The sequence below is a fragment of the Massilia orientalis genome, from assembly GCF_030411975.2.
Taxonomy (GTDB): domain Bacteria; phylum Pseudomonadota; class Gammaproteobacteria; order Burkholderiales; family Burkholderiaceae_D; genus Telluria; species Telluria orientalis.
In genome coordinates, this window is sequence record NZ_JASNRB020000007.1 from 303,193 (window position 1) to 328,541 (window position 25,349).

General features: G+C 67.6%; 24 protein-coding genes and 1 tRNA gene. 10 read left to right on the forward strand and 15 right to left on the reverse strand.

The features are described from left to right. Positions 1–4: 4 nt before the first annotated feature. Positions 5–1,222, reverse strand: coding sequence for an MFS transporter (locus tag QPK29_RS13535; RefSeq protein ID WP_371769133.1), 1,218 nt, complete (start codon positions 1,220–1,222; stop codon positions 5–7). Between the two features lie 78 nt (positions 1,223–1,300). On the opposite strand from QPK29_RS13535, the gene QPK29_RS13540 reads away from it, so the two are divergent. The 4 genes from QPK29_RS13540 (at position 1,301) to QPK29_RS13555 (ending at position 5,138) form a co-directional block, all read left to right on the forward strand. Further along, on the forward strand, positions 1,301–2,260 hold the full coding sequence (locus QPK29_RS13540; RefSeq protein WP_371769134.1) for an AraC family transcriptional regulator: 960 nt from the start codon (positions 1,301–1,303) through the stop codon (positions 2,258–2,260). Between the two features lie 106 nt (positions 2,261–2,366). Next, the gene (locus QPK29_RS13545) at positions 2,367–3,056 is read left to right on the forward strand and encodes an NUDIX hydrolase (protein ID WP_056130761.1); all 690 of its coding nucleotides are present in this window, start codon (positions 2,367–2,369) and stop codon (positions 3,054–3,056) included. Between the two features lie 84 nt (positions 3,057–3,140). Further along, entirely contained in the window at positions 3,141–4,172 is a 1,032-nt protein-coding gene (locus QPK29_RS13550) for a BON domain-containing protein (RefSeq protein ID WP_371769135.1), read from the forward strand. A gap of 129 nt (positions 4,173–4,301) precedes the next feature. Then, positions 4,302–5,138, forward strand: a complete 837-nt coding sequence (locus QPK29_RS13555; protein WP_371769136.1) for an HDOD domain-containing protein — start codon at positions 4,302–4,304, stop codon at positions 5,136–5,138. Positions 5,139–5,144: 6 nt separating this feature from the next. Here the strand turns inward: QPK29_RS13555 and QPK29_RS13560 are convergent, their stop codons facing one another. From QPK29_RS13560 to QPK29_RS13585, 6 genes are all read right to left on the reverse strand, one after another. After that, positions 5,145–5,951, reverse strand: coding sequence for a helix-turn-helix domain-containing protein (locus QPK29_RS13560; protein WP_371769137.1), 807 nt, complete (start codon positions 5,949–5,951; stop codon positions 5,145–5,147). Between the two features lie 48 nt (positions 5,952–5,999). Continuing rightward, a complete protein-coding gene (locus QPK29_RS13565; RefSeq protein ID WP_371769138.1) occupies positions 6,000–6,722 on the reverse strand; it encodes a DUF4198 domain-containing protein in 723 nt (240 codons plus the stop codon). Positions 6,723–6,754: 32 nt separating this feature from the next. Beyond that, positions 6,755–7,897: a DUF4331 family protein gene (locus tag QPK29_RS13570; protein ID WP_371769139.1), complete on the reverse strand. Its 1,143-nt coding sequence runs from the start codon at positions 7,895–7,897 to the stop codon at positions 6,755–6,757. Further along, complete coding sequence (locus QPK29_RS13575) at positions 7,894–8,658, reverse strand: isocitrate lyase/PEP mutase family protein (protein WP_371769140.1); 765 nt, start codon at positions 8,656–8,658, stop codon at positions 7,894–7,896. Before QPK29_RS13575 ends, QPK29_RS13570 begins: the two co-directional genes overlap by 4 nt. A 111-nt stretch (positions 8,659–8,769) precedes the next feature. Continuing rightward, positions 8,770–9,543: a LytR/AlgR family response regulator transcription factor gene (locus QPK29_RS13580; protein ID WP_056328365.1), complete on the reverse strand. Its 774-nt coding sequence runs from the start codon at positions 9,541–9,543 to the stop codon at positions 8,770–8,772. Next, positions 9,540–10,610 (reverse strand): sensor histidine kinase, encoded by a 1,071-nt coding sequence (locus QPK29_RS13585; RefSeq protein ID WP_371769141.1) that lies wholly within the window; start codon positions 10,608–10,610, stop codon positions 9,540–9,542. Before QPK29_RS13585 ends, QPK29_RS13580 begins: the two co-directional genes overlap by 4 nt. Before the next feature lie 133 nt (positions 10,611–10,743). Here QPK29_RS13585 and QPK29_RS13590 point away from each other — a divergent pair, with 133 nt between their 5' ends. Further along, positions 10,744–11,583 carry a DUF2306 domain-containing protein gene (locus QPK29_RS13590; protein WP_371769142.1) on the forward strand — a complete coding sequence of 280 codons (840 nt, stop codon included), beginning with the start codon at positions 10,744–10,746 and terminating at the stop codon, positions 11,581–11,583. A 21-nt stretch (positions 11,584–11,604) separates the two neighbouring features. Here the strand turns inward: QPK29_RS13590 and QPK29_RS13595 are convergent, their stop codons facing one another. Further along, positions 11,605–12,513 (reverse strand): LysR family transcriptional regulator, encoded by a 909-nt coding sequence (locus QPK29_RS13595; protein ID WP_371769143.1) that lies wholly within the window; start codon positions 12,511–12,513, stop codon positions 11,605–11,607. Between the two features lie 103 nt (positions 12,514–12,616). On the opposite strand from QPK29_RS13595, the gene QPK29_RS13600 reads away from it, so the two are divergent. Both QPK29_RS13600 and QPK29_RS13605 read left to right on the forward strand, forming a co-directional pair. Further along, positions 12,617–13,171, forward strand: coding sequence for a cysteine hydrolase family protein (locus QPK29_RS13600; protein WP_371769144.1), 555 nt, complete (start codon positions 12,617–12,619; stop codon positions 13,169–13,171). Between the two features lie 73 nt (positions 13,172–13,244). Beyond that, a complete protein-coding gene (locus QPK29_RS13605) occupies positions 13,245–14,192 on the forward strand; it encodes a choice-of-anchor A family protein (RefSeq protein WP_371769145.1) in 948 nt (315 codons plus the stop codon). 12 nt (positions 14,193–14,204) lie between these two features. Here QPK29_RS13605 and QPK29_RS13610 read toward each other — a convergent pair whose 3' ends face one another. After that, positions 14,205–15,374 (reverse strand): MFS transporter, encoded by a 1,170-nt coding sequence (locus tag QPK29_RS13610; protein WP_371769146.1) that lies wholly within the window; start codon positions 15,372–15,374, stop codon positions 14,205–14,207. 103 nt (positions 15,375–15,477) lie between these two features. Further along, on the reverse strand, positions 15,478–16,092 hold the full coding sequence (locus QPK29_RS13615; RefSeq protein WP_371769147.1) for an IMPACT family protein: 615 nt from the start codon (positions 16,090–16,092) through the stop codon (positions 15,478–15,480). Positions 16,093–16,219: 127 nt separating this feature from the next. On the opposite strand from QPK29_RS13615, the gene QPK29_RS13620 reads away from it, so the two are divergent. Then, positions 16,220–18,061, forward strand: a complete 1,842-nt coding sequence (locus QPK29_RS13620; protein WP_371769148.1) for a glycoside hydrolase family 13 protein — start codon at positions 16,220–16,222, stop codon at positions 18,059–18,061. A gap of 7 nt (positions 18,062–18,068) precedes the next feature. Here the strand turns inward: QPK29_RS13620 and QPK29_RS13625 are convergent, their stop codons facing one another. The 4 genes from QPK29_RS13625 to QPK29_RS13640 all read right to left on the reverse strand — a co-directional run bounded on the left by QPK29_RS13625 (position 18,069) and on the right by QPK29_RS13640 (position 22,969). Further along, the gene (locus QPK29_RS13625) at positions 18,069–20,141 is read right to left on the reverse strand and encodes a putative bifunctional diguanylate cyclase/phosphodiesterase (RefSeq protein WP_371769149.1); all 2,073 of its coding nucleotides are present in this window, start codon (positions 20,139–20,141) and stop codon (positions 18,069–18,071) included. 15 nt (positions 20,142–20,156) lie between these two features. After that, on the reverse strand, positions 20,157–20,672 hold the full coding sequence (locus QPK29_RS13630) for a YfiR family protein (RefSeq protein WP_371769150.1): 516 nt from the start codon (positions 20,670–20,672) through the stop codon (positions 20,157–20,159). A gap of 2 nt (positions 20,673–20,674) precedes the next feature. Beyond that, positions 20,675–22,699: a TonB-dependent receptor plug domain-containing protein gene (locus QPK29_RS13635; RefSeq protein ID WP_371769151.1), complete on the reverse strand. Its 2,025-nt coding sequence runs from the start codon at positions 22,697–22,699 to the stop codon at positions 20,675–20,677. 194 nt (positions 22,700–22,893) lie between these two features. Further along, positions 22,894–22,969: transfer RNA gene (locus QPK29_RS13640), tRNA-Lys, on the reverse strand. Between the two features lie 160 nt (positions 22,970–23,129). Between QPK29_RS13640 and QPK29_RS13645 the strand changes: the two genes are divergently transcribed. Both QPK29_RS13645 and QPK29_RS13650 read left to right on the forward strand, forming a co-directional pair. Continuing rightward, complete coding sequence (locus QPK29_RS13645; RefSeq protein WP_371769152.1) at positions 23,130–24,104, forward strand: diguanylate cyclase; 975 nt, start codon at positions 23,130–23,132, stop codon at positions 24,102–24,104. Positions 24,105–24,352: 248 nt separating this feature from the next. Further along, complete coding sequence (locus tag QPK29_RS13650; protein ID WP_371769153.1) at positions 24,353–24,790, forward strand: hypothetical protein; 438 nt, start codon at positions 24,353–24,355, stop codon at positions 24,788–24,790. 12 nt (positions 24,791–24,802) lie between these two features. Here QPK29_RS13650 and QPK29_RS13655 read toward each other — a convergent pair whose 3' ends face one another. Beyond that, positions 24,803–25,282 (reverse strand): MarR family winged helix-turn-helix transcriptional regulator, encoded by a 480-nt coding sequence (locus QPK29_RS13655; protein ID WP_307168428.1) that lies wholly within the window; start codon positions 25,280–25,282, stop codon positions 24,803–24,805. Between the last annotated feature and the right edge of the window lie 67 nt (positions 25,283–25,349).

Here is a 25,349-nt window from a genome sequence, read left to right on the forward strand (position 1 = left end):
CTCCTTAACGGGATGCGGGACGCGGGCCGTAGCGCACGACGAGCAGTGCGCCGAGCGTGAGCGCGACGGTGGCGAAGATGGGGCCGCCCGGCGCGCCGATCCGGTCGACGAGGATGCCGCCGCCGACGGCGCCGCTGGCGATGGCGATCTGGAATGCCGCGACGAGCAGCCCGCCCGCGCCCTCGGCCTGGTCCGGCGCGGCGCGCACGATCCAGGTCTGGAAGCCGATCGGGAAGGCGCCGAACGCGAAGCCCCACGCCGCGATCGCCGCGATGGTCACGGGGACCGACGTGCCGGCGACCCACAGCGTGGCGGCCAGCAGCGCGATCAGGGCGGCGCCCGCGACGATGGCGAGGCGCTCGCTGCGTTCGGCCAGGAAGCCGCCGGCGATATTGCCGAAGAAGCCTGCGATGCCGTAGGCCAGCAGGGCGGCGGAGATCGTGCTGACCGACAGGTGCGTGACCTGTTCCATGAACGGGCGGATGTAGGTGAAGCCGGCGAAGTGCCCGGAAATCACGAGCAGCACGGCGAGCAGGGCGACGCGCACGTTGGTCCGGCCCAGCAGTTCGAACAGGACTTTGACGTTCGGGTTGTCCTTCGGCGGCAGCGCGGGAACGGTGAGGCATTGCGCGCCCAGGGTGACGACGCTGACGACGCCGGCGGCCACGAACGCGCTGCGCCAGCCCCACAAGTCGCCCATGTACGCGCCGATCGGCGCCGCGCACACGGTGGCGACGGACACGCCGGTGAGGATGAGCGACATGGCCCGTGCAAACAAATGCTCCGGGACGAGGCGCATCGCGAGCGCGGCGGCCATCGACCAGAAGCCGCCGAGGCCAATGCCCAGCAGCGCCCGCGCCGCGATCAGTACCGGCAGGCTGTGCGCCGTCGCGGCGAGCACGTTGGACAGCACCAGCAGCGACGTCAGCGCGAGGATCACCCGCTTGCGGTCGAGATTCCGCGTGAGGACGGGGATGGTCAGCGCGGCCGCGGCGCCCACCGCCGCGGTGGCGGTGACGGCCTGGCCGGCGGCGCCGTCCGAGACGCCGAGGTCGGCGGCCATCGCCGTCAGCAGGCTGGCCGGCAGGAACTCGGCCGTCACGAGGCCGAACACGCCCAGCGCCAGGCTGGCGATACCGCCCCAGTTCGCGTCTTGCGCCTGGGCCGTGATGCGCGGCGGTGTGACATGTGCGTCTGCGTCGATGCAGGTGGATTCGTTCATCGGATACCTCGGGATGTTGTGGAGATGGCAGTGTAGGGTTAAGATTCTGGACTTTCCATGCCATTCAATCCGAATCTCATGACCATTCGTCCAAACAGGGATCCGAAGACCGGCCAGGACGCCCTGACCGAAATCCTCCTCGGGCTACGCCTCGACGGCGTCGAATACGGCCGCTGCGTGATGCGCGAACCGTGGGCCGTCGCGTTCCCCGCCAAGCGGGAGGCAAGCTTCCACTTCGTCGCGCAGGGCAGCTGCTGGATGCACACGGCCACGAAGGGATGGCTGCAGCTGAATCCCGGCGACGCCGTGCTGCTGCCGCATGGCACGGCGCACGTGATGGCCAGCAGTCCGGACCTGCCGGCGGTGGAGATCGACTCGCTGGCGCGCAAGGCCGTGTCGGAGAACTTGTACCTCGTGAGCGGCGCCGGTCCGCAGGACGCGGCGGCGGAGCAGGTCCTGTTCTGCGGGGCGATGCGCTTCAATCTCGACCCGCTGCACCCGCTGCTGGCGATGATGCCGGAGGCGATGCGCGCCGCCGACCTGGGCCAGCGCGACCCGGCCGTGCATGCGATGCTGGAAGCGATGGAGCGCGAAGTCGCCCTCGACCGCATCGGCGCCTGCGGCATCCTGGCGCGGCTGGCGGACGTGCTGGCCGCCAGCATCATCCGCGCGTGGGTCGAATGCGCGTGCAGCGATGCGAGCGGATGGATCGCGGCCGTGCGTTGTCCGCAGATCGGGCGCGTGCTGGCGGCGATCCACCGCCAGCCGGAGCGCGACTGGTCGGTGAGCGAACTGGCCGGCGTGATGGGCGCGTCGCGGTCGAGCTTCATCGACAAGTTTTCCAGCGCCGTCGGCGAGACGCCCGCGAAGTACGTGGCCAAGGTCAAGATGTTCCAGGCGCGCCACTGGATCGCGCGCGACGGCATGCGCGTGGCGACCGTCGCGAACCGGCTCGGCTACGACTCCGAGGCGTCGTTCAGCCGTGCTTTCAAACGCGTCATCGGGCATCCGCCCAGCGAGGCGCGCGTGGCCGGATAGGCAAGATTACGCTTTTAAACAGGCGCAAAAATATTGCTGAAAAAGGGGCTTCAACCGGATTTAAAATTGCCGTTAGGCATTTTAAATATCCAACGGGAAGTCCTCCATGTCCAAAGCCGTCCTCGCCGCAGCGCTGCTGTGCGCAACCCTTCCCGCCGCCGCCGCCGACCTCACGCCGCTGGAGCAGCGCTGGCTCGGCGCCGCGCTCCCCGTCCTCGCGTACTCGCGCAGCCTGAGCCTGCCCATCGATGTCGTCGTCCAGCCGCAGGCCGGTCCGAACGACGTGCCGATGGCGATGGGATTCGCGGGCGGCCGCTGCAAGCTCGTGCTGTCGCTGCGCGGCAATCCGGATGCCGAGCGCCAGCTGGAAGGCGTGCCGGCGGCCGAGCAGGGCGAATTGATCGAGGCGATGGCGGCCCACGAGATCGGCCATTGCTGGCGCTATGCGCAGGGCGCGTGGCATGCGCTGCCGGCCGGCTTCGTCGAGGTGAACGAGGAGACGGCGGACGATCCGTCGCTGCTGGCGGCGTCGAAGGCGATGCGCGAAACCCGCCGCGAGGAAGGCTATGCCGACCTGGTGGCGCTGGCCTGGACGCACGATCGCCACCCCGGCGACTACGGCCGCATCTACGCGTGGCTGGAAAAGCTCAGGCACGACCAGCCGGTCGCGCGCAACGGCCACGACACCCGCGCGTGGGTGCGCCTCGCGCGCGACGGCGCCCGCTTCGGCAGTGCCGGCAAGCCGTTCGAGGACGCGGCGCCGTTGTGGCGCGAGGGGCTGCTGAGCGACGATTGAGACTAGCGTTCGTTGCCGCACAGAGGTCCCTGGCGTGCGGGCGTTAAATCTGGCTGTCACAACAAACAACACAGGGACAAGACCATGAAAACGCTGATTGCGACCTTGCTCGCGACGGCTGCAGGCGCGAGCTTCGCCGCGGCACCGACTGCGGCACTCAACCACGACCCGGCGACCTACCGCAATCTCACCCAGAAAGCGGAGTCGGAATACCGGGCGGCGGCAGCGAAATGCGACGCCAGGAGCGGCAACGACAAGGACATCTGCATGGCCGACGCCCGGCTGGCGCGCACCCGCACCGAGGCCGATGCACTGTCCAAGTACAACAACACGGCAGCCGGCCGCGCCCGCACGCGCACCAACGTCGCCGACGCCGAGTACGACCTGGCCAAGGCCAAGTGCGACGCGAAGAGCGGCGCCGACAAGGACAGCTGCATGGATAACGCGAAATCCGTGCACACGGCCGCGCTGGCCGACGCCAAGGCCGACCGCGCAGGCACGATGAGCAGCGGCGCCAGCGGCGGCGGCAGCCAGGCTTCCGGCGGTGGCCTCGTGACCAGCACCGACACGCGCGACCCGGCCAAGGCGGCCGCCGTCGACAAGTGCGCGCAGATGGGCGCCGATGCGAAGACGGGTTGCCTCGTTGAAACGAAACCGTCGGCCGTGCGCGAGAATGCCGCCGATGCGGCATCAAAGACGCGCGACACTGCCGCGACCGCGGGCGACAAAGTGAAGGCCGCGGCCGTGACCGTTGCTGAAAAGACGAAGGAAGTGGCGCACTCGGCCGTCGAGAAGACGAAGGAGGCCGGTTCGGCCGTCGCCCGGAAGACCGACAACGCGATGGACCGTGCGGGCGACACCACCGCCGACAAGACCCGCGACACCGCCGGCAAGACCCGCGTGGCCGCCTCCGATACCGCCATCACCACCAAGGTGAAGGCCGGCCTCGTCAAGGAACCGAACCTCGATTCGCTCGGCATCCATGTCGAGACGGAAAAGGGCGTCGTGATGCTCAGCGGCTTCGTGAATTCGAAGGACGAGGCCGACAAAGCCGTGAAAGTCGCGAAGGGCGTCGACGGCGTATCCAGCGTCAAGAGCGCCATCAAGGTCAAATAAGCCATCCGCTGTCCGCCCCCTGCGGCCCGCCGAAGTTGGCGGGCTGTTTTTTTTGCTGATCTACCACAAGTTGTCACGAAGCCGCCGGAAACGCATTTACGTTGGATACGGCACGGTATAATCGCGGCCGTGAACAGACTCGAAGCTTTTGGAACCATCGCCGCCCAGGCGGCGCGCGGTGAGATTTCCTTCCCGACCAGCGTGAACGCGGTGCTGCGCCTGCAGCACGCGCTCAACGACCCCGATTGCCACCTGGAGGACGCGATCCGCCTCGTGCTGGGCGAGCCGCAGCTGGCGGCGCGCACGGTGGCGCTGGCCAATTCCTCGACGTTCAACACGAGCGGGCGTCCCGTCACCAACGTGCGCTCGGCCGTGACGCGGGTCGGCTACCGCAACCTGCAGATGCTCGTCGCGAGCCTCGTCGTGCGCCAGTTCGGCGCCCGCATCGAGGATCCGGACCTGCGCGCCAAGGCCGAGCAGCTGTGGGAACACACGGTGCAGGTGGCCGCGCTGGCCCATGTGTTCGCGCGTCACGTCACCTTCGTCAATCCGGACACGGCGATGTTCGCCGGCATCGTCCACGAGGTCGGCGGCTTTTACCTGCTGTCGCGCGCCGACGGCTTCCCGGGCCTGCTGGACGACGATCCGGAAAAATGGGCCGAGCTGTGCGAGGACGTCGTCACGCGCGAAGTGGCGCGCAAGCTGGCGCTGCCCGATCCGGTCGCCGAGGCGATCTTCGAGCTGCGCGGCGCCTGGCTGCACATGCCGCCCGCTTCGCTGCTCGACACGCTGCTGCTGGCGAACATGTACGCCAGCGTGCCGTCGCCGCTCGGCACCGCGCGCGCGCCCTTGCCCGAACACAGCGAGAGCGCGCTCGACTACCTGCTGGACGAGGAGACCCTCCAGCGCATGATCGAGGAAGCGTCGGAGATCGCCGCGTCGATGGGCGGCGCGCTGCTCGTCTGACGGACTTCAGCCGCCGAGCTGGCGGCAGAACTGCGCCGTCGCCTCGTCCATCGGAAAGCACGATTCGATGTGCAGCCCGTCGATGGTGACGTCGCGCGGCGTGCCGAACGTCGTGATCGTCGAAAAGAAGCTCAGCGTCACCCCGCGGTGACGGAATTCCGTCGTCAGCAGCGGCGCCGGCGGCGTATCGAGGTCGCGCAGCCGCCAGCGCGACGGCACGTTCGGATACGCGAGGATCTCGTCCAGCAGCGCCCGCGCCTTCGTATCCGTCGGCGACCCCGCGACCAGTGCGTGCAGGTGGCCGATCAGCGTGCCGCCCACGTCGTCCCAGTTCGCCAGCGCGCCCCGCAGGTCGTCCGGATCGAACACGGCGCGCAGCATGTTCGCGTGCCTGCTCGCCCGCCCGTCGAGCACGAAACCGTTCACGCGCTGCGCCGCCTGGTTCGTCGCGAGGATGTCCCAGTGCCGGTTCATGAGGAACGCGGGATACGGTTCCTGCTGGCGCAGGATGAAATCGATCGCCTGGTTGATGCGGCCCATGGCCGGCGTGTCGAGCCCCGTCTCCGGATAGCTCGGCGCATAACCGCCCGCGCGCAGCAGCGCGTTACGTTCGCGCAGCGGCATGTCCAGCACGTCGGCCAGGCGCATCAGCAGCGTCCTGCTGGGCTGCGCCTTGCCCGTTTCGATGCAGCTGAGGTGGCGGGCGGAGATGTTCGCGTCCAGCGACAGGTCGAGCTGGCTCAGGCGCCGCGCCGCGCGCCATTCGCGCAGGAGCAGGCCGACGGGGACGGGGGCGAGGTCGAGAGGCGTCATCCGCCGATGATAACCCGGCCGCGCGGCGCCGGGCCATGACGTCCGAGGTCATGGGTCGATCCCGAAGGACAGGCTCGAAAAGATCGTGTCGTAGTCGATGCCTTCGTCACCGCCCAGCGGCGTGGTCCACACGACGTTCAGCAGCCAGTGGCCCGGCGGCGGACGATGCAGCCGCACGAGGCCTTCGCCATCCGTGACCTGCGCGGCGACGGGCTGCGCGTCGTGGTCGAGGTCCGTCAGTTTTACTAGTGCGCGCCGCAACGGACAGCCTTTGAACATGACTTGCGCCGCCAGCATGCCGCCGTCCGACGGCGATGTCATCAACACGATTTCCAGCGGCAGGCCGAGGCGCTTCATGGCCAGGTCCTGGCTGCCTTCGCCGGGCGCGCCGGCCTGCACGAGCGCCTTCGCCACGCGCCGGTAACGTTCGAAGACATCGCGTCCGCGCGCGGCCGCCGCGGGCCACAAGCCTTCTTCCCGCACGTAGGCGTCGAACCGGTCGGCCGGCAGATGGCTCAGCGCGTCCGCGTCCGTTTCCAGTACCAGCAGATGCAGGCCCGGCTCCGCGGGCGCGAGCCTGCCGTCGTTGCGCAGGTCGATGATCTCGCCGGCCGGCGTCCATGCGGCGAAGCGCTGGATGCGGCGCGACGGGATCATCGACGTGCGGCGCGCGTCGCCGTGGCCGACCTGCATGCTGAGGGCGGTGCTGGCGCCCACCGACACGACGAAGCTGTCCGGATTGACCCAGAAGTCGTGTGCGCGGGCATGCATGCACAGGCACAGGATGAGGAACAGGCACACCCTCACAGGAACGGGAACACCGTGTCCGAGTGCGGCTGGTCGTCCGCGCGCACGCCGTCCGTGACCGCATCGTTCGTCCCGCCGGCGAGCAGCGAGCGGTACACGTTCACCGCGTCGTAATGGAGTGTCCGGCCGCCGCAGTCGTGCAGCCCGAGCTCCACGCCGAACAACTGCGTGCACGTGGCGACCGCGCTGTCGACCCACAGCCGGTCGTCGGCCAGCAACCGGGCCAGCGGCAGGTAGCGCTGCCCGGGCGGCGCGGCGGCGTCGATCATGAGCTGGTTGCCGCAGCGGCCGTCGTAGCCGTCGTACAGCGCGAGCGACTTTGCGATGACGGGCACGAATTCGGCCGCCGTCTCCGGTGTCGCCGCGTTGTAGCGGAGCTTGTAGGCGTCGGCGTCCTCGTCGCTGCCCAGGTGCGCGAGCAGGCCGTTGCCCGTCAGCGGCCGGCCCATGCGGTCGATGCGGACGTCGTCGACGCGCGTATCGGCCCACACCGCCAGCACGGGGCCGCCACGGTTGACGAGGCCCAGGTCGACCTCGAGCACGATCGCCATCGGCGTCCAGCCCGCAAGAAAATTGCGGGCGGGGCCGCCGTCCGTGTGGCGCCACTGGTCGAGGATCGCGGCCGTCTGCGCCGGCGTGTACGCGGGACAGCCCGCCGCATCGCGCGCCACGCGAGGGAGCGCCGCCGCGGCCAGGTCGAACGCGGCGCGCGAACCCTTCACGTTGTTGAAGAACGGGTCGTCGCGCAGGCCCGCGAACAGCCGGCTGCGGCCGCTCGCGCTCGCGAGTCCCGCAAGCCGGCCCGGGTCGCCCTGGATGGTTTCGTCGCGGCCGATCAGGCAGTCCGCCTGCGTCTTCGACGCGAAGCGGCACACGATGTCGGTGCGGGCCGTCGTGTCGGGAAAGCGCGGGCCGCTGTCGATGTGGAACGCGTATTCCGCATTCCTGTCGAGCGCGTGGCCGACGACGGTCATCACGAGATTCAGCCGGCGGCCGTCGGCCGAGGTCCACGCGTAGATGTCGCCGATATCCACGCGCGGGTCCGCGATGACCTTCGGCGAATCCAGGTGGTCGGATGCCGACGTGAATGCGGAGGGCAGCATGAGCGCCGCCGCGAGCGCGAGCCGGGCCGGCATCATGCGGCGCCGCCGCGCGCGGCGTCTTCCAGTGCGCGCATCGCCTGCAGGTACGGGCCGGGGCCGTGGCTCAGGCGCGCGACGCCGAGGGCGCGCAACGTGGCCAGGGGTGGCGTGCCGGCGGCGGCCATCAGGTTGACGGGCAGGGGCGATGCCTGCACGAGCCGTTCGATCAGCGCCGCATCGACGAGGCCCGGCACGAACAGGCCATCGGCCCCGTGCGCGGCGTACACGCGGGCGCGCGCCAGGGTGGCGTCGAGCAGGACGTCGTCGTGATCGCCCGGTGCCGCGAGCAGGAAGCCGTCCGTGCGGGCGTTGATGAAGAGCGGGACGTCGAACCCGTCGGCGGCGTCGCGTGCCGCTTGCAGGCGCGCGGCCTGTTCGCCGGGATCGCGCAAGCCGCCGGCCGCGCTGCCGTCTTCGAGGTTGCAGCCGACGGCGCCGGCGCGGATCGCTTGCGCGACGGTGTCGGCGACCCCGGTCGGCGTGGCGCCGTAGCCGCGCTCCAGGTCGACGGTCACGGGCAAGGTGACGGCGCGGGCGATGCGTGCGATGTTGGCGATGGCCAGGTCAAGGGGCAGCTGTTCGCCGTCGTCATACCCGTTGGCGGCGGCGACGGCCCAGCTGGCCGTGGCGATCGCCCGCGCGCCGGCGGCGGCGACGGCTTGCGCGCTGCCGGCATCCCAGCAGTTGAAGAGAACGAGCGGCGCGCCCGGCGTGTGCAGTGCGCGCAGCGCGCGGGCTTTGAGGATCTGGTCGGACATGGTGGTCTCCCTGGTAATCGGAGACCACAGTGTGGCGGGTGGGCGCATCGCGCTCAATCACGTGCGAGGTCATGCCGGCATGACCTCGGAGGTCATGGCAGCCGTTCGCGCCTACATTTGCCGGAAGTGGTACAGGTAATGACGGCTGACGGGCAAGACCTCGCTGCTGCCGCGGATGTGCAGGTCGGCCGTCTCGTTCACGCCCCTGACGACCTCGCTCACGCATCCGAGGTTGACGATCACGGACCGGTGCGTCTGCACGAAACGCGCGGGGTCCAGCTGCTCCGCCAGTTCGCGGATGCTCTTGCGGATCAGCGCCTCGCCTTCTTCCCATACGACGCGCGTGTACTTGTCGTCGGCTCGCAGGAAGCGTACCTGGTCCACCGGGATCAGCCGCAAGCTGTTGCCGACCGACGCCTTGATCCATTGTAGCCAGGGCAAGGATGGTGTCATGCGCTGTCCCAGCCTGCCGGCGAGCTGGTCGAGCATGGCCTCCAGTGCGGCATCCGGCTGGAGCGGCAGGGCCAGTTGACGTTGCAGGCGTTCGACGGTATCGGCCAGGCGCGCCCGGTCGATCGGCTTGACGACGTAGTCGATGGCGCCCTGCTGGAACGCCTGCACGGCGTACTGCTCGTACGCCGTAACGAATACGAGATGGGCGCGGCGTGCAAGCTGGCGCGCGACGTCGATGCCGTTCTGGCCGGGCATGTGGATGTCGAGGAAGACGACGTCGGGCCGGTGCAGGTCGAACAGGTCGAGCGCCTCGGGGCCGTTGCGCGCGTCGTCGAGCAGCTCCAGCGCGGGCCACAACACGGCGAGATGGGTGCGCAGGCGTTCCCGCAGCAGCGGCTCGTCGTCGGCGATGAGCCCGGTGTACCGCTTCATGCTTTCCCTCCAGCGTAAAAGTGCAGTTCGACGCGCAGGCCATGCGGCTCCACCTCATGCAGGTCGACGCGTGTGCCGTCGCCGTAGAACGCGTGCAGGCGGGTGCGCAGGTTCGACAGCCCGGTGCCGGGCTGCGCGGTTTCGGACATTCCCTTGCCGGTATCGTGGACCCACAAAACCAGCTTTCCGGCCGTGTCGTCGAGGCGGCCGCCCACGTCGATGCGTCCGCCATCGATGTTCGGGTCGATACCGTGACGGATCGCGTTCTCGACCAGCGTGAGGAGCGCCATGGCGGGAAAGCGCAGCGTTCCCGCGCCGGCGGGAGCCGACACCGTGAATCGAAGACGGTCCGGCATGCGGAGCTGCATCAGCTCCAGGTAGGAACGGACCAGTTGCAGTTCCGTCTCCAGGGTGGCATCCGCATCGTTCAGGCGCGGCATGGCCGCCCGCAGGTAGGCGATGAGGTGCCGCAGGACCGGGCCCGCGTTGGGGGAGCCGGCCGCGACCAGGGCCTCGACATTGGAAAGTGTATTGAACAGGAAATGCGGTTCGATTTGCGCATGCAGCATGCGCAAACGGGCATCCAGCAGTTCGCGCTCGAGCCGGTTCTTTTCCAGTTCGATCCCGAGCTGGTCGGCGCGCTCGCGGGCCTTGCGCTCGTTGCGCATCGCGACCAGGGAAAACAGCACGCCGAAAAAGATCGACAGGACCACCATGAGAACGTGTCCGACCAGCGTCTGGGTATCCCCGAGGTAGGCGAGAAAACGGCCCCGTTGCGTTGCCAGCGCCGTGACCAGGGCCGCCACGGGCGCCGTCAGGACGACCGCCGCGAGGCGGGCGGGGCCCGCCCCCATCCAGCGCGGATGGACGCCTCCGGCAATCGAGTATGCCATCAGCAGGGCCGCGCCGATGAAGCCGATCCGGCCGAAGACGCCGAGATACGGAGTGCCGCTCAGCACGTGCAGCAGCCAGGACAGCGATAGCGTGAAGATGGCGACGACGGCGCACTGGCGTGCCGTCGGCAGGAGGTTCGTGGCCGGGCGTGGAAGAGGTGTCGTCGCAGACATCGAACCACGATACCTGCAACGCGACCGCCATTCAAGCCCCCGAAACCGTCATTGGTCGCATGGTTGCGCCGGCCGCCTTGGCCGGGAGCGTGGGCGCGGCTACCTTGCGGCATCGATCACTCCATGGAGAAGCATGATGGTACCCAGTAGTGCATTCCTCGCGGTACGGGGCGCAGGCACCTCGCACGCATCGGCTGCCCGCGCGTTGCGGTGGGCGACGACGCTGTGGTTCCTGGTCACGGTGGCCGGACAGCTCGTGTTCGCGGCGTATATCGTGGCGCTGTATGGCGGCGCGCTGCTGCGCGGGCACAGCGGGCAATGGAACACGGTGATGACGCACGGGCACGTGGACGGCGACCCCGCCGGCAACGCCGCCACCATTGCCCACGTGCTGGTGGCCGCCCTCGTCATGTGCAGCGGCGCGCTGCAACTGGTTCCCCGGCTGCGTGCCCGCATGCCCGCGTTCCACCGCTGGAACGGCAGGTTCTATCTCGGCGCCGCCGTCGTCGCGGGCGTCACGGGCATCTACATGGTCTGGTGGCGTGGCGCCGTGGGCGACGTCGTCCAGCACCTGGGTACGAGCCTCAACGGTGTCGTCGTCGTGGCCTGCGCGGCGCTGGCGCTGCAGCGGATCGTCGCGGGCGACGTCGCGGCGCACCGCCGCTGGGCGGTGCGCCTGTTTCTTGCGGTCGGCGGTGTCTGGTTCTTCCGGGTCGGACTGATGTTCTGGCTGGCGCTGAACCGCGGACCCGCCGGGTTCGACGCCGACACGTTTCGTGGTCCGTTCCTCAGCTTCCTCGCGTTCGCGCAGTTCCTGCTGCCGCTGGCCGTCCTTGAACTGTACCTGTATTGCCGTGCGCGCGGCGGCGCGCTCCGGCAATGGGGCATGGCGTTCGTCATGTCCGGGCTGGCGCTGGCGACGGGTGCGGGCGTCGTCGTGGCGACGGCCGGCATGTGGCTGCCGCACATGTAATCGGGCACGCTGCGCAGCGTGTCATGTCCAGCGCAGGATGCCTGCCTGGCCGGCGCGCGTGGCCGCCAGCACCCGGCGGTCGCGCAGCACGTCCAGCACGGCTTTTACATGCCTGCTACGCATCGTGTCGCGCGCTCCCGCCAGCGCGAACTGGCGCCGGGCGGGGATCGGCAGGGGCAGCACGCGCACCTCGTCCGGCTCGGGATACGTCGCGAGGCGCGGCAGGATCGACCAGCCCATGCCCCGCGCCACCATCGCCGCGATGCTCGTGTCGTTGCCCAGCGTGCGCTCGGCCGTGGCGGCGAGGCCGGCCGCGCGGCAGCGGGCGAGGATCGCGTCCGCGCCCGAGCAGCCGAGGCGGATGAACGGCAGGCCGTCCAGCTGGTCCCACGTCACGGGCAGCGTGAACGCGCGCGCGGCCGGGACGACCAGCACGTAGTCGTCGGCCACGTACGGATGGACGACGAAGCCGTCTTCCACGGGCAACTGGGCGATGCCGACGTCCGCGCGGCCGGCGCGCAGCGCGGCGACGACTTCCAGGCGGTCGTTGCAGCCGTCGTCGATGTCGAGCACGAGCTGCGGATGGCGGGCCGCCAGCGCTTCGGCGACATACGGCAGCAGGTGCGTGCCGATGCTGCGGAAGCACGCGATGCGCACCCGGCCTTCGATGGCGTCGTCGTCACGCACGCTGGCGCGGAGGGCGTCTTCGAGCCGCAGCATCGCGCGCGCCTTGTCCAGCACGCGCAGGCCGGCCTCGGTGGGCAGCGAGCCGTCACGTGCGCGCGCAAGCAGGCGCGTGTCCAGTTCGCGTTCGAGTTCCGCGATCGCATGGCTGATGCGCGACTGCGTGCACCCGAGTTCCGCCGCGGCGGCGCTGAAGCTGCCGTGGTCCGCCACCGCGACGAGCATGTGAAGTTGGCTGAGCTTCATGAGCCATCGAAATCTGTCATGGATGAACCGGCAATTATCCGGCATTTCGGTAGCGTCATGGCGGTGCGGCGGCGACCATGTGGTTTTTCATGAAAGGATACCCATGCACACCTTCGCCAATGCCGCCCTGGTCATCATCGACGTCCAGCAGGGCTTCCTCGACCCGCGCTGGGGCCGACGCAATCACCCCCAGGCCGAGCAAAACATCGCCGCGTTGCTGGCCGCCTGGAGAAAAGCGGGACGGCCGCTGTTCCACGTCCAGCATGGCTCGCGCAGCGACAAGGGCGCGTTCCATCCGGGCACGCCGGGCCACGCGTTCAAGCCGGAAGCGCAGCCGCTGCCGGGCGAGATCGTCATTCCGAAGGATGTGAACAGTGCCTTCATCGGCACGGACCTGGAGGCGCGGTTGCGCGCGGGCGGCATCGAGACGGTCGTGCTGTGCGGCCTGACGACGGACCACTGCGTGTCGACGACGGCGCGCATGGCCGGCAATCTAGGCTTTCAAACGTTCCTCGTCGAGGATGCCTGCGCCACGCATGAGCGCACGGGGCCGGATGGCACGTGGTTCAGCGCGGAGCAGATGCATGCGACGGCGGTCGCGAGCCTGCATGGCGAATTTGCCACGGTGACGAGCACGGCGGCCATGCAGGGGGAATAAGAGGAAAAATTCTAGCGAAATTGCCGGAAACGATGATACTGTAGAGAATCATACATTTCTATTGAGAAATATCATGCGTATTGCCCCGCTTGCCCTCGCCATCGCCGTCCTCGGTTCCGGTTCCGCCCACGCGACCGTACTGGATTTGATGGCGCCGGTCGGCGGCGCGAACCTGTACGCGATCCACGACTTCACGGCGCCGTCCAGCGACGTTGAAGGCGCGGTCGTGGCGGGCGGCAATGTGACGGTGTCCAGCTATTCGATCAACCATAACGGCAAGAACGCATTCGGCAAGGACGGCTATGCGCTGGTCGCGGGCGGCAACCTGTCGTTGACGGGCGGTTCGATCGAGAACGGCAAAGCGTATGTCGGCGGCACCACCGGGCTGACGTGGGCCGCGACGCCGCAGATGGCCGCCACCAATCCGGTCGACTTCAACGGGGCGACGAGCTACTACAAGGGCGTCGCCGACGCACTGTCCGCCCTCGATCCGACGGGCGCCGTCACGCGTTTGTGGAGCGGCGTGCAGGTGACGGGCAGCGGCCGCGGCGGCGTCGACATCTTCAACGTGTCGTCCGACCTGTTCGCCACTTCCAGCAGCTGGACGCTGGACAAGCTGGTGCCGGGCGAGACGCTCGTCTTCAATGTGAGCGGCAACGCGGGCACCTTCAACAATGGCGGCATCAGCTTCGAGCCGCTCGCCGGCTACAACGTGCTGTTTAATTTTTACGAAGCGAAGACCATCGACGTGCGCGGCGTGATCGGCAGCGTGCTGGCGCCGTATGCGACGCAGTCGGCGAACTGGGGCGTCATCAACGGGAACGTGGTCGTCGATACCTGGTCGTCCACGGTGCAGGTGAATTCGAACCACTACTTCAATCCGGTCGATATCGCCGGATTGAAGCTCGAGAAGGGCACCGACGCGGCGTCGGCGCAAGTGCCGGAACCGGGCAGCATCGCGCTGGTGCTGGCCGGGCTCGCGGCGGCGGGTGTGGCGAGACGGAAGCGCCGCCGCGCCTGATCCGTCGGTGTTTCAAGCAGGCAGCGCCACCGCGACGCGGCGGCCATGCGCCCGCATCGCGAGCGCCAGCACCACGCCGGACAGCGCGAGGCTCGCCGCCACCCATTGCGGCGACGCATACGAATAGCCCAGCGTCAGCGGAATCCCGCCGAGGAACGCACCCAGCGCATTGCCGATATTGAAGCCGGACTGGCCCAGCGACGAGCCCAGCATCTCCGCTTCGCGCGAGTGCTCGATCAGCAGCATCTGGATCGGCGGGCCCAGCGCCAGCGCGTTCGCGCCGACGGCGAACGCCAGCACCATCATCGCCGGCTGCGACGACGCCAGCAGCGCGTTCATGCACAGCAGCGCGACCATCGTGATCAGGAGGATGATGATCGCGGTCAGCGGCGGCACGCGGTCCGCCAGCTTGCCGCCCACGTTCACGCCGACCGTCATGCCGACGCCGACCGCCGTCATGATCAGCGGGATCGTATTCGCGTGGAAGTGCGTCACGTCCGTCAGCAGCGGGGCGATGTAGCTGAGCCAGGCGAAGAAGCCGCCCGTGCCGATCGACGTGATGCCCAGCGCGAGCCACAGGTTCGGCTTGCGGAAGATCTTCAGGTCCTGGCGCAGGCCCGCACCCGGCGTCGCCTCGAAATACGGGATCAGCTTGTGCAGCATGATCATCGTCGCGAGGCCGATCACGGCCACGATCAGGAACACGAAGCGCCAGCTCATGTTGTGGCCGAGCCAGGTGCCGGCCGGTACGCCCAGCACGTTCGCGATGGTCAGGCCGGAGAACATGCTGGCGAGCGCGGCCGCCTCCTTGCCCTTGTCCGCGAGACGCGTGGCGACGACGGCGCCCACGCCGAAGAAGGCGCCGTGCGGCAGGCCGGCCAGGAAGCGGAACAGCAGCATCGTGTGGAAGTTCGGTGCGAAGGCCGAGAGCGCGTTGAATGCCGTGAACATCAGCATGAACCAGATCAGCACGCTGCGCGCCGGGCGGTGCGACAGCATGCTGACGAGCGTCGGCGCGCCGACGACCACGCCGACCGCATACGCCGAAATCAGATAGCCCGCTTGGGGAATGGAAATGTCGAGGCCGGTCGCGATATCGGGCAGGATGCCCATCATGACGAATTCCGTCATGCCGATACCGAAACCGCCCAGGGCCAGGGGCGCCAGGCTTTTCTTGATCATGTGTGTAGTCTTTGCTGGAGGAAGCCGGACATTATGGCGGCTCGCGTCAGGCGAGTCCGCTTTTGAGTCGTGATGTCCGGTATAGCCTCACATGATAGCGGTATCAGGCCGAGTCTGCTTGCGGGTCGTCGTTTTCCGCGCGCCAATGGATGCGGCCATTGCCGGCCTCGCTCAGCCGGGCGATCAGCGCCGCGGCCTTGTCGTCCGGCAGGTGGAAGGCGAACGAGACGGCGTCCGCATGCTGGACGGCATCGAGCGTGGCGCCGGCGGTGTCCAGTTCGCGGCGAATGAGACCTTCGAGCGGGTAGGGCGCGTCGCAGCGCAGGTGGCGCTGGCGGATGATGGCGATTTTCTGCGCACCCAGCAGCGCCTGGGCGACGCTGTCCGTGTAGGCGCGCACGAGGCCCCCCGCACCCAGCTTGACGCCGCCGAAATAGCGCACGACGGTCGCCAGTACACCTTCCAGGTCCTGGTGGCGCAGCACGTCCAGCATGGGCCGGCCGGCCGTGCCGCTGGGCTCCCCATCGTCGACGGCGGCCGATTGCCCGCCCGCCAGCAGCGCCCAGCACACGTGCGCGGCGCCGGGATGCGCAGCCTTGAGCCCGGCGACGATCTTCTGCGCGCCGGCCCGGTCGGGCATCGGCTGGATGCAGGCGATGAAGCGGCTTTTCTTGATGATCAGTTCGTGGTGGACGGGGGTGAGGATGGTCTGCGGCATGGGGGGTACAGCTTACTGTATTTCCGCCTGGATCGCTTAACGAAGTAAAACTACAAAAAATACCCGATATGGTTTGAATTACTATCTATGATCATGTTACTTTACTACAAATTACTATGGAGATAACATGAAGAAGCTCGTCCTGGCCATCTCGGCCATGCTGCCCGCGCTGTGGGCCGGCGCCGCGCCGTACGCCATCCAGCACGTGGAACCGATGAACTGGTGGGTCGGCATGAAGTCGTCCGACCTGCAGGTGATGGTGCATGGCGAAAAGATCGCCGAACTGGAGCCGGCGCTGGCTTACCCAGGCGTGCGCATCGCCAGCGTGGAGCGTACGGACAATCCGAACTTCCTGTTCGTGAACCTGAAGATCGGCGCGACGACGAAGCCCGGTGAACTGAAACTGCAGTTCAAGCGCGGCAAGGACGTGGTGACGACCGTCCCGTATCGCCTCGACGCGCGCCGCAAGGATTCGGCGGCACGGCGCGGCTTCGATTCCGGCGACGCCGTCTACCTGATCGTGCCCGACCGCTTTGCGAACGGGAACCCGGCCAACGACGATGCGGGCATGCGCGAAAAGAGCGACCGCGGCAATCCGGACGGGCGCCACGGCGGCGACCTGGCGGGCATGCAGGCGCAGCTCGATTACATCCGCAACCTCGGGTTCACGATGGTCTGGCCCACGCCGCTGCTGGAAAACAACCAGCAGGCGTACTCGTACCACGGCTATGCGCTGACCGATTACTACAAGATCGATCCGCGCTTCGGCAGCAACGAGGACTACCGCAACTACGTGGCGGCGGCGAATGCGCGCGGCATCGGCGTCATCCACGACGTCGTGGTGAACCATATCGGCACGGGCCACTGGTGGATGCACGACATGCCGTCGTCCGACTGGATCAACCATGGCACGCGGTTCGTCAAGACCAACAACCAGCACACGGTGGCCCAGGACATCCACGCGGCGCCGGAAGACAAGGCCGGCTTCGTCGACGGCTGGTTCGATACGACGATGCCGGACGTGAACCAGAAGAACAAGCTGGTGGCCCGCTACCTGATCCAGAATACGCTGTGGTGGATCGAGTACGCGAACCTGTCCGGCATCCGCGAAGACACGTATTCGTACGCCGACCCGGCCTTCCTGAACGACTGGAACCGCGCCGTGCGCGCGGAGTATCCGCACCTGAACGTCGTCGGCGAGGAGATGGACGACCGCCCGTACATGGTCGCGTACTGGCAGAAGGGCGTGGTCAACCGCGACGGCTTCCGTTCCGAGCTGCCGTCCGTGATGGACTTCCCGCTCGTCGACGCGGCCCCGAAAGCGCTGACGGCGCCGGAAGACAGCGGCCAGGGACTCATCAGGATCTACGAAACCATCGCGGCCGACTACCTGTACGCGGATCCGCTGAAGCTGATGGTCTTCCCGGACAACCACGACCGCCCGCGGGCGCTGGCGCAGGTGGACGGCAACGTCGACCTGTTGAAGACGGACCTGATCCTGATGGCGACGACGCGCGGCATCCCGCAGGTGTTCTACGGGACCGAGATGCTGATCCAGGGACCGAAGCAGCGTACCGACGGCGTGCTGCGCGCGGACATGCCGGGCGGCTGGGCGGGCGACACCGTGAACGCGTTCACGGGCACGGGCCTGACGGACGCCCAGCGCGACATGCAGCACCTCGTGCGCACGCTGTTCAACTGGCGCAAGACCAGTTCCGCCGTCAAGACCGGCAAGCTGACGCACTACATGCCCAGCGACGGCCACTACGTCTATTTCCGCCACGACGGCAGGCAGACGGTGATGGTCGTGTTGAACAAGAATCCGCAGGCCACGCAGCTGGACCTGGCGCGCTTCGCCGGCATGGTCAAGCAGGCGCGCCAGGGCCGCAACGTGCTGACCGGCGCCGCCGTCGACCTGCGCGCGCCGCTGGCGCTGCCGGCCATGACGTCCGTCGTGGTCGAGTGGTGATCGGGTCTCAGTCGACGGCGCAGATGCCCGCGCCCGAGCGCGCGAGCAACTGCCCGATCTGCGCGGCCGGGCACGGCCGGCCGTACAGGTAGCCCTGCGATTTGTCGCAGCCGTGCGCGCGCAGGAAGTCGTGCTGTTCCTGCGTCTCGATGCCCTCGGCCACGATCTCCATCCTGAGACTCCTGGCCATCGCGATGATGGCGCGCGTGATGGCCGCGTCTTCCGGATCCTGCGGCAGGCCGCGCACGAAGCTGCGGTCTACCTTCAGTGCGCGCACGGGGAAGGTCTTCAGGTAGCTCATCGACGAATAGCCCGTGCCGAAGTCGTCGATCGCGAGCTGGATGCCGGCGTCCGTCAGGGCGTGCAGGCGGTCGACGATGTCGGTGGACGCGTCCATCAGCATGCTCTCCGTCAGTTCCAGTTCGAGCCAGCACGGGTCGACGTCGGCCTCGCGCAAGGTCGCCAGCACGGCCGCGACGAGGTTGTTTTCCTTGAGCTGGCGGCCGGACAGGTTGACGGCCATGCGGAGCAGGTGGTTTTCCGCGTGCCAGCGCTTCAGGTCGCGGCACGCTTCGCGCAGTACCCATTCGCCGATCGGCACGATGAGGCCCGTGTCCTCCGCGACGGGGATGAAGTCGTTGGGGCTGACCATGCCCAGCTGCGGATGGATCCAGCGGATCAGCGCTTCGACGCCGACGATGTCGCCCGTCTTGAGGTCGACCTGCGGCTGGTAGTGCAGCACGAACTCGTCGCGTTCCAGCGCGCGCCGCAGGTTGTTGTCCAGCTTGAAGCGTTTATGGGCGTCGTCGCGCATGCTGGGCGTGAACATGCGCCACGCGTTCTTGCCGCCGTTCTTCGCGTAGTACATCGCGGTGTCCGCGTATTTCAGCAGCGCGTGCATGTCGGTCGCGTCGTCCGGGTACACGCTGATGCCGATCGACGCGCCGATGTGGATGTCGTGGCCGTGGATGTGGATCGGGTCGGCCAGCTTGAGCAGGCATTTTTCCGCGATCAGCGACGCGACGCCGACCTGGCTCACGTTCTCGAGGATGATCCCGAATTCGTCGCCGCCGATGCGCGACAGCACGTCGCCGAAGCGCAGCGTCTCCGACAGCCGGCGCGACACGAGGCGCAGCAGCTCGTCGCCGATGTCGTGGCCGAGCGTGTCGTTGACGGTCTTGAAGTTGTCCAGGTCGATGAACATCAGGATCGTGCGCTCGTCGAACTTGCGGGCGCGCGCGAGGACCGATTCCAGCCGCTCGTTGAAGAAGTGCCGGTTGTTGAGCTGCGTGACGGGATCGTAGTGCGCCAGCCGGTCCAGCTTGACCTCGATGCGCTTGCGTTCGTTGATCTCCGCTTCCAGTTCCAGTTCGCGCTTCTGGATGCGGTCCAGCATGCCGTTGAACGTGCGCGCCAGCAGGCCGATGTCCGCCGCCTGCGACACCTCGGCGCGCAGCGAATAATCGCCCTGGCGCGAGATCTGCTCGCTCACCGCCGACAGCGCCCGGATCGGGGCCGTGAAATAGCGCTGCAGGCGCGACAGCGCGTAGTACGAGAGGCTGAGCAGGGCCAGCGTCATCGGCAGCGCCAGCGCGAGGTACAGCGCGAGCTGGCGGTACACGCTCGTCACGCTGCTGCGCACGACCACGGTGCCGAGCAGGCGGCTGCCGACCTGGATGCGGCGCGTGACGCTGACGCCGCGGACATCCACCTCCGTCTCGCGCGCACGCGGGTCGTGCGCGGCGGGCGGCGACTGCGGATCGCGCACGAAGGTGACGAACGCCTTGCCTTTCGCGTCATAGGCGACGGCCGATTGCACGTCCGGCGCCACGCGCAGCGCGGACAGGATGTCGCCGGCCGCCTCGGCATCGGCGAAGGCCATGGCGGCCGTCAGGTTCTCGCCCGCCATCGTCGCCTGCGATTGCGTCTGGCGCACCAGCGCGGCCGTGAAGAAGTACAGCTGGATGCCGATCAGGAACAGCGTCGACAGCAGCATCACGCCGCCGCTCGTGACGAGGTAGGTCCATTTGAGCTTGGTGCTCAGTGCCTGCCGGTTGATCCATTCGATGAGTTGTTCCATGCGGGCCTTCCGGGTCTAATAGATGGCGCGCGCCAGCCGCAGCACCTTGGAGCTGAGCACGACGCCGGCACCGCGCGCCGCGGCGCCGTTGAATTCGAAGGCGATGCGCCGGTCGTCCAGCACCAGTTCGAGCATCACGCCCTTGCGCGCGGCGCCCCGCGTATCGGCGATCGTCAGCACGCCGGCCGCGCGGGCGCTGTCGGCGAGCGCCGTCATGTCGTCGGACTCCGACGCGCTGATGTACAGGATGTGGCATTGCATCAGCGCCTCCGGACCCGAGTGCGGATACACGATGGACAGGCGCGCATTCCCGAGCGGCTTGCCTTCGAGCGTGGCGAGCGCGCTGCCGAACGGATCGCGCCCCAGCACGCACAGGCGCACGACGCCGTTCATGTTCGGCAGGGTGCTGAACTGCGCGATGTTGTAGATGAACGCCGCCTTGGCCGCGTATTCGTCGGCCGCCTGGGCATGGGCAACCGCCGGCAGCAGGCAGCACAGGAGCAGGAGGCGTGCGAGGCTGGGCCGCATCATCGTCAGAACCTGACAGTCGCCATGAAACGCAGCGTGCGCCCGTCCTGTCCGATCGCGCCGAGGTGGCGCGGCGGCGTGCCGTTGTCGTAGTGTTCCTCGCTGGCGGAATCGGCATGGCGTTTGGCGAAGACGTTGAGCACGCCCGCGGACAGCTCCACGTGCGAGCCCAGGGTGCCGACGAGATTCAGGTCGACGAGACCGAAGCCGCCCACCTCGCCGCCGCGCACCGTGCGGCGCCGGCTCGTGTAGCGGTACTCGGCATGCGCGCGCAGGTGGTCGCCAAGCGGCGGCAGCGCGACATTCAGCTTGAACAGCCGGCGCGGCGAATTGGGCAGCCATGCGCCACCGGCGTCGTTGCGCGCCGACTGCACGTTCGCGCTGCCCTTGACGGCGCTGCCGTCCTCGCGCAGCCATTCCGCTTCCACTTCGATGCCCGTGGCGCGGGCGGCCTCGATGTTCGAGAAGACCAGCATGCCGTTGACCGGATCGGTGGCCAGCGCCAGCATGTCGCGCATGCGGTACTGGAAGACGGAGGCGGTGGCGCGGAAGCGGTCGGTCGGAAAATATTCCGCGATCAGTTCATAGGTCTTGATGTGCTCCGAGCGCAGCGCCGGATTCGCCCGGAAGTCGAACGTGTAATAGCGTTCGTAGGCGTTGGCGGAGCGGAAGGCCGTGCCGTACAAGGCCTTGAGCGTCACCTGGCTCGCCGTCTTGTAGAGCAGGGCCACGCGCGGATTCGTCGTGGCGCCGCCTTCGGAATCGTAGTCGTGGCGCACGCCCGTGTTCAGGATGAGCTTCTCGCCGAGCCGCATCTCGTCCTGCAGGTAGACGGCGGCCTGCCGCTTGGGATGGGCGACGTCGAGGTTGAGCAGGTACGGATCGACGTCGTAGTTCGCCATCTGCCGCTTGCTGTCGCGCGTGTATTCCGCGCCGGCGATGAGCTTGTGGCCGCGCAGCGCGCTGCTGGTCACGCGCACCTCCGCACCGCTGCTGAGGCTCTCGGCCGTATCGATGCTGGGCGTCGGCCCCTCGCTTGCGGACCCGGTCACGTTGAGGGTCTTGTAGCGGTAGCGCGCGACGCTCACGCCGGCGAACAGGTCGAGCGTCTCCGAGACGGCGCGGTGCCAGGACAGGGCGGCGCCCGCGTATTCGTCCAGCGACCAGCTGCGCGGATCGTTGAACTGCTGGCCGTACGACGCCGTCGGAATGCCTTTCGTGCGGCTGCCGAAATAGGCCTCGGCCACGACGCCGCCCGCGCTCAGTTTCGCGAACAGCCGGCGATAGCGGTCGTAGTCGATCCCGGTGGCGACGCCGTGGTTGCTGGCCGCGTCGTCGTATTCGGGAAAGTACACGTCGCGCCCCGGACTGTCGTACACCGACGCGCCCAGCAGCAGCTCGGTGCCGCCCGGCGTCCCGCTGCCGTACGTGTTGCGCACTTCGCGGCCGCGGCCCGTGAACCGGCCCACGCTGACGGTCTGCCCGTTGAGGGCCCCACCGCTTTTCGTGAGCACGTTCACCACGCCGAAGAACGCGCTGCTGCCGTAGATGGCGGAACCGGGACCCGGCACGAACTCGACGCGGTCGATGAGGGCCAGGTCGATCGGGAACTCGGTGCCGATGGCGCCCTGGTCGTAGACGACGTCGTTCAGGCGCCGGCCGTCGATCAGGACCAGCAGCCGCGTGTTCAGGTCGCCCGGATTGCCCAGGCCGCGGATGTTCGCGTAGTTGTAGTTGCGGTCGTAGGACACCGTCATGCCGGGCACGCTCTGCAGCACCTCCGTGAGCGTGCGATAGCCGCGCTGGCGGATGTCCTCGGCCGTGATCACGGTGACGGACGACGGTGCCTCGCTGATCTTCTGCGGAATCTTCGACGCCGTGACGACCTCGAGGTTGAGCAATTGTTCGAGGGGCAGGGCGTTCAAATCGGGACCTTGCTGCGCCAGTGCGCCGGCCTGGACGCCAGCCGCCAGGAGGCCGATCGCACGCGACAGGTGACGGGATGGAGACGTTTCCTTGTTCGGCAACATGGCAGGTCCTTGAGGGAATGCTTGGCAGAGCGCCCGAGCGGCCCAGTGTAAAGACGTGCAATACTGAATTTGTTGACTAGAACCAATTAATTGGCCGGTGCAACTAATTCCGAGAGGAGGGATAGGAAGAATCTGACAGAGAGCGGAAAAGCAAAAAGCCCACGAACCGAAGTTCATGGGCTTTCTGGTGTTCGTGGTAGGCCGTGCTGGGCTCGAACCAGCGACCAACGGATTAAAAGTCCGCTGCTCTACCAACTGAGCTAACGACCCGACGGGCAGCATTATAGCGGCTCATCGGGACACGGCCAAGTGCTTTCGTGAAAATTGGCAACAATTGCTGAGGTGCCCAAGCAAATGTCGGCCTTCCAAAGTGCCGCATAGACATTGATTTCCGGTATGATCAGTTGATTTTCAGATATTAATTTGTGCCGTGATCCCGACCGACTCCGATACCGCCACCGACTTCTCCCTGCGCGCCCTGAATCTCGTCAACAGCGGGATCATCGTGCTGGACGCCCACCACAAGATCGTGCTCTGGAACGGCTGGATGGTGCCGCGTTCCGCGCGCGCCGCCGCGCGCGTGCGCGAGCGCTCGCTGTTCGAGGTGTTCCCCGAACTGCGCGGGTCGCGCGTCGAAGCGGCCGTGCTGGCCGCATTGTCGCCATCGGCCGATGGCGCGAGCACGACCATCCCGCAATCGGAAAGCCGGGCCCCATTTCCCCTGCGCGAGACTGGCAGCTTCGACGGGCCGCGCATCGACCAGGCCGTGACGGTGACGCCGTTCCGCGATGGCGAGCAGCGCTATTGCATGATCGAGATCCGCGACGTCAGCGGTGCCGTGGAACGCGAAAAGCGTCTCCTCGACCACGCGGAATCGCTGCGCGCCCGGTCCTACGTCGACGGCCTGACCGGCATCGCCAACCGCCGCTACTTCGACGTCGCGCTGGACCGCGAACTGCGTCGCGCGCAACGCGCGAAGGGCGAGCTGTCGCTGCTGCTGATCGACATCGATTCCTTCAAGGCCTACAACGACCACTTCGGCCACCAGCAGGGCGACGCCTGCCTGTCCACCGTGGCGCAAGCCCTCGCTGCCAAACTCAAGCGCCCGGCCGACGTGGCGGCACGCTATGGTGGCGAGGAATTCGCGGCGATCCTGCCGGACACGTCGCTCGAGCAGGCCAGGCTGCACGCCAACGCGATCCGCGACCACGTGGCCGGACTGGCGCTGCCGCACGCGCCCGCGGCCCACTGGCCGATGGTCACGCTGAGCATCGGTGTCGCAAGCTTTGATCGTGAACGCCTGCATGAGGTTCCCGCATTGATCGAGGCCGCGGACAAGGCCTTGTATGCGGCAAAGCGTGGTGGCCGCAACCGTGTCGTGGTAGACGGCGACGCATCCGCTTGACGGGTCATTCAGCACGCCGCGATGACGTGCATATCCGATCGCGCAGCCGCGCATAGCGATACGGGATTCCGCCCGTCGCCGGCGCATGCGTGTCATTTCTCATCGATCTGATTTAGCGTAAATACAGACTGTTTCGTGATGCGGCCCTCGCCGTCCTTGTGGCTGCCAACCGGCGCCCTAGACTGAATTGCCGCCGCCGGCAAAGACCCGGACCGCGGCATTGTCCACCACGATCCGAAGGAGACATCATGCGTCCGCTTCCCTTGGCACTTTCCGCATCCCTGCTGTTGTTCGCGCCCGGTGCCGGCGCGCAGTCCGGGAATTATCCGATCAATGACGACACGCCGATCTCGCGCGTCGAGGTGACCGCGCAGCCGCGTCCGGCATTCCGCATCTGGGACTACCAGGCCGAGGACGTCAGCGGCGCGTACGCGTTGTCGAACGGCTGGCGCCTGAAGGTGAAGCCGGCGCGCGACGGCATCGTCGCCCAGATCGACAAGCAGCGTCCGATGCGCCTCATCGCGCAATCGCCCGACCGCTTCGTTTCGCGCGACGGCAACGTGATCATGGAATTCAACAAGGGCGACACCCGCGACGACATGATGATGAGCTATGTGCCGAGCGACGTTACCGATCCGCGCCTCGCGCAGATCATCGTGGTGACGGCGAAGATGGCGCAGCGCTGAGGCGCCGGCCGGTCAGCCCGCATCGCCGGGCGGGGCCGGCGGCTGGTCGATCGCGTCGGCCAGCCGGCGCATCAGCCGCACCAGGTTGTCGAAATCCTCCTTGTCCCACGACGCGAAGACGGCGCGGGCCATCTTGTCGCGCGCGGCGTCGAGCGCGTCCGTCATGGCCTTGCCCTTGGGGGTGATCGAGGCCAGGCGGACCCGCGCATCCGCGTCGGAAGCGCGCCGTTCCACGAGGCCCAGGCTGTTCAGCTTGGCCACCTGGCGGCTGACGGTGGTGTAGTCGCGTCCCGACCGTTCGGCCAGCTCGACGACGCCGATCGGCCCCAGCCGCTCGATCCCGACCAGCAGCGGAAACAGTGCCCGGTCCAGGCGGACGCCGGCCTGGCGGATAAGCTCCTCGTCGCGTTGCGGCCGGTTCATCGCGCTGACGATGCCGATCAGCGACGTGTGCAATTCACGCAGCCGCGCCGATATATGTGTATCTTGCACATTATTTTTCGTTGCCATATACTCCTCTCCAGTTATGTGCATTTTACACATAAGACACTGGGAGAGC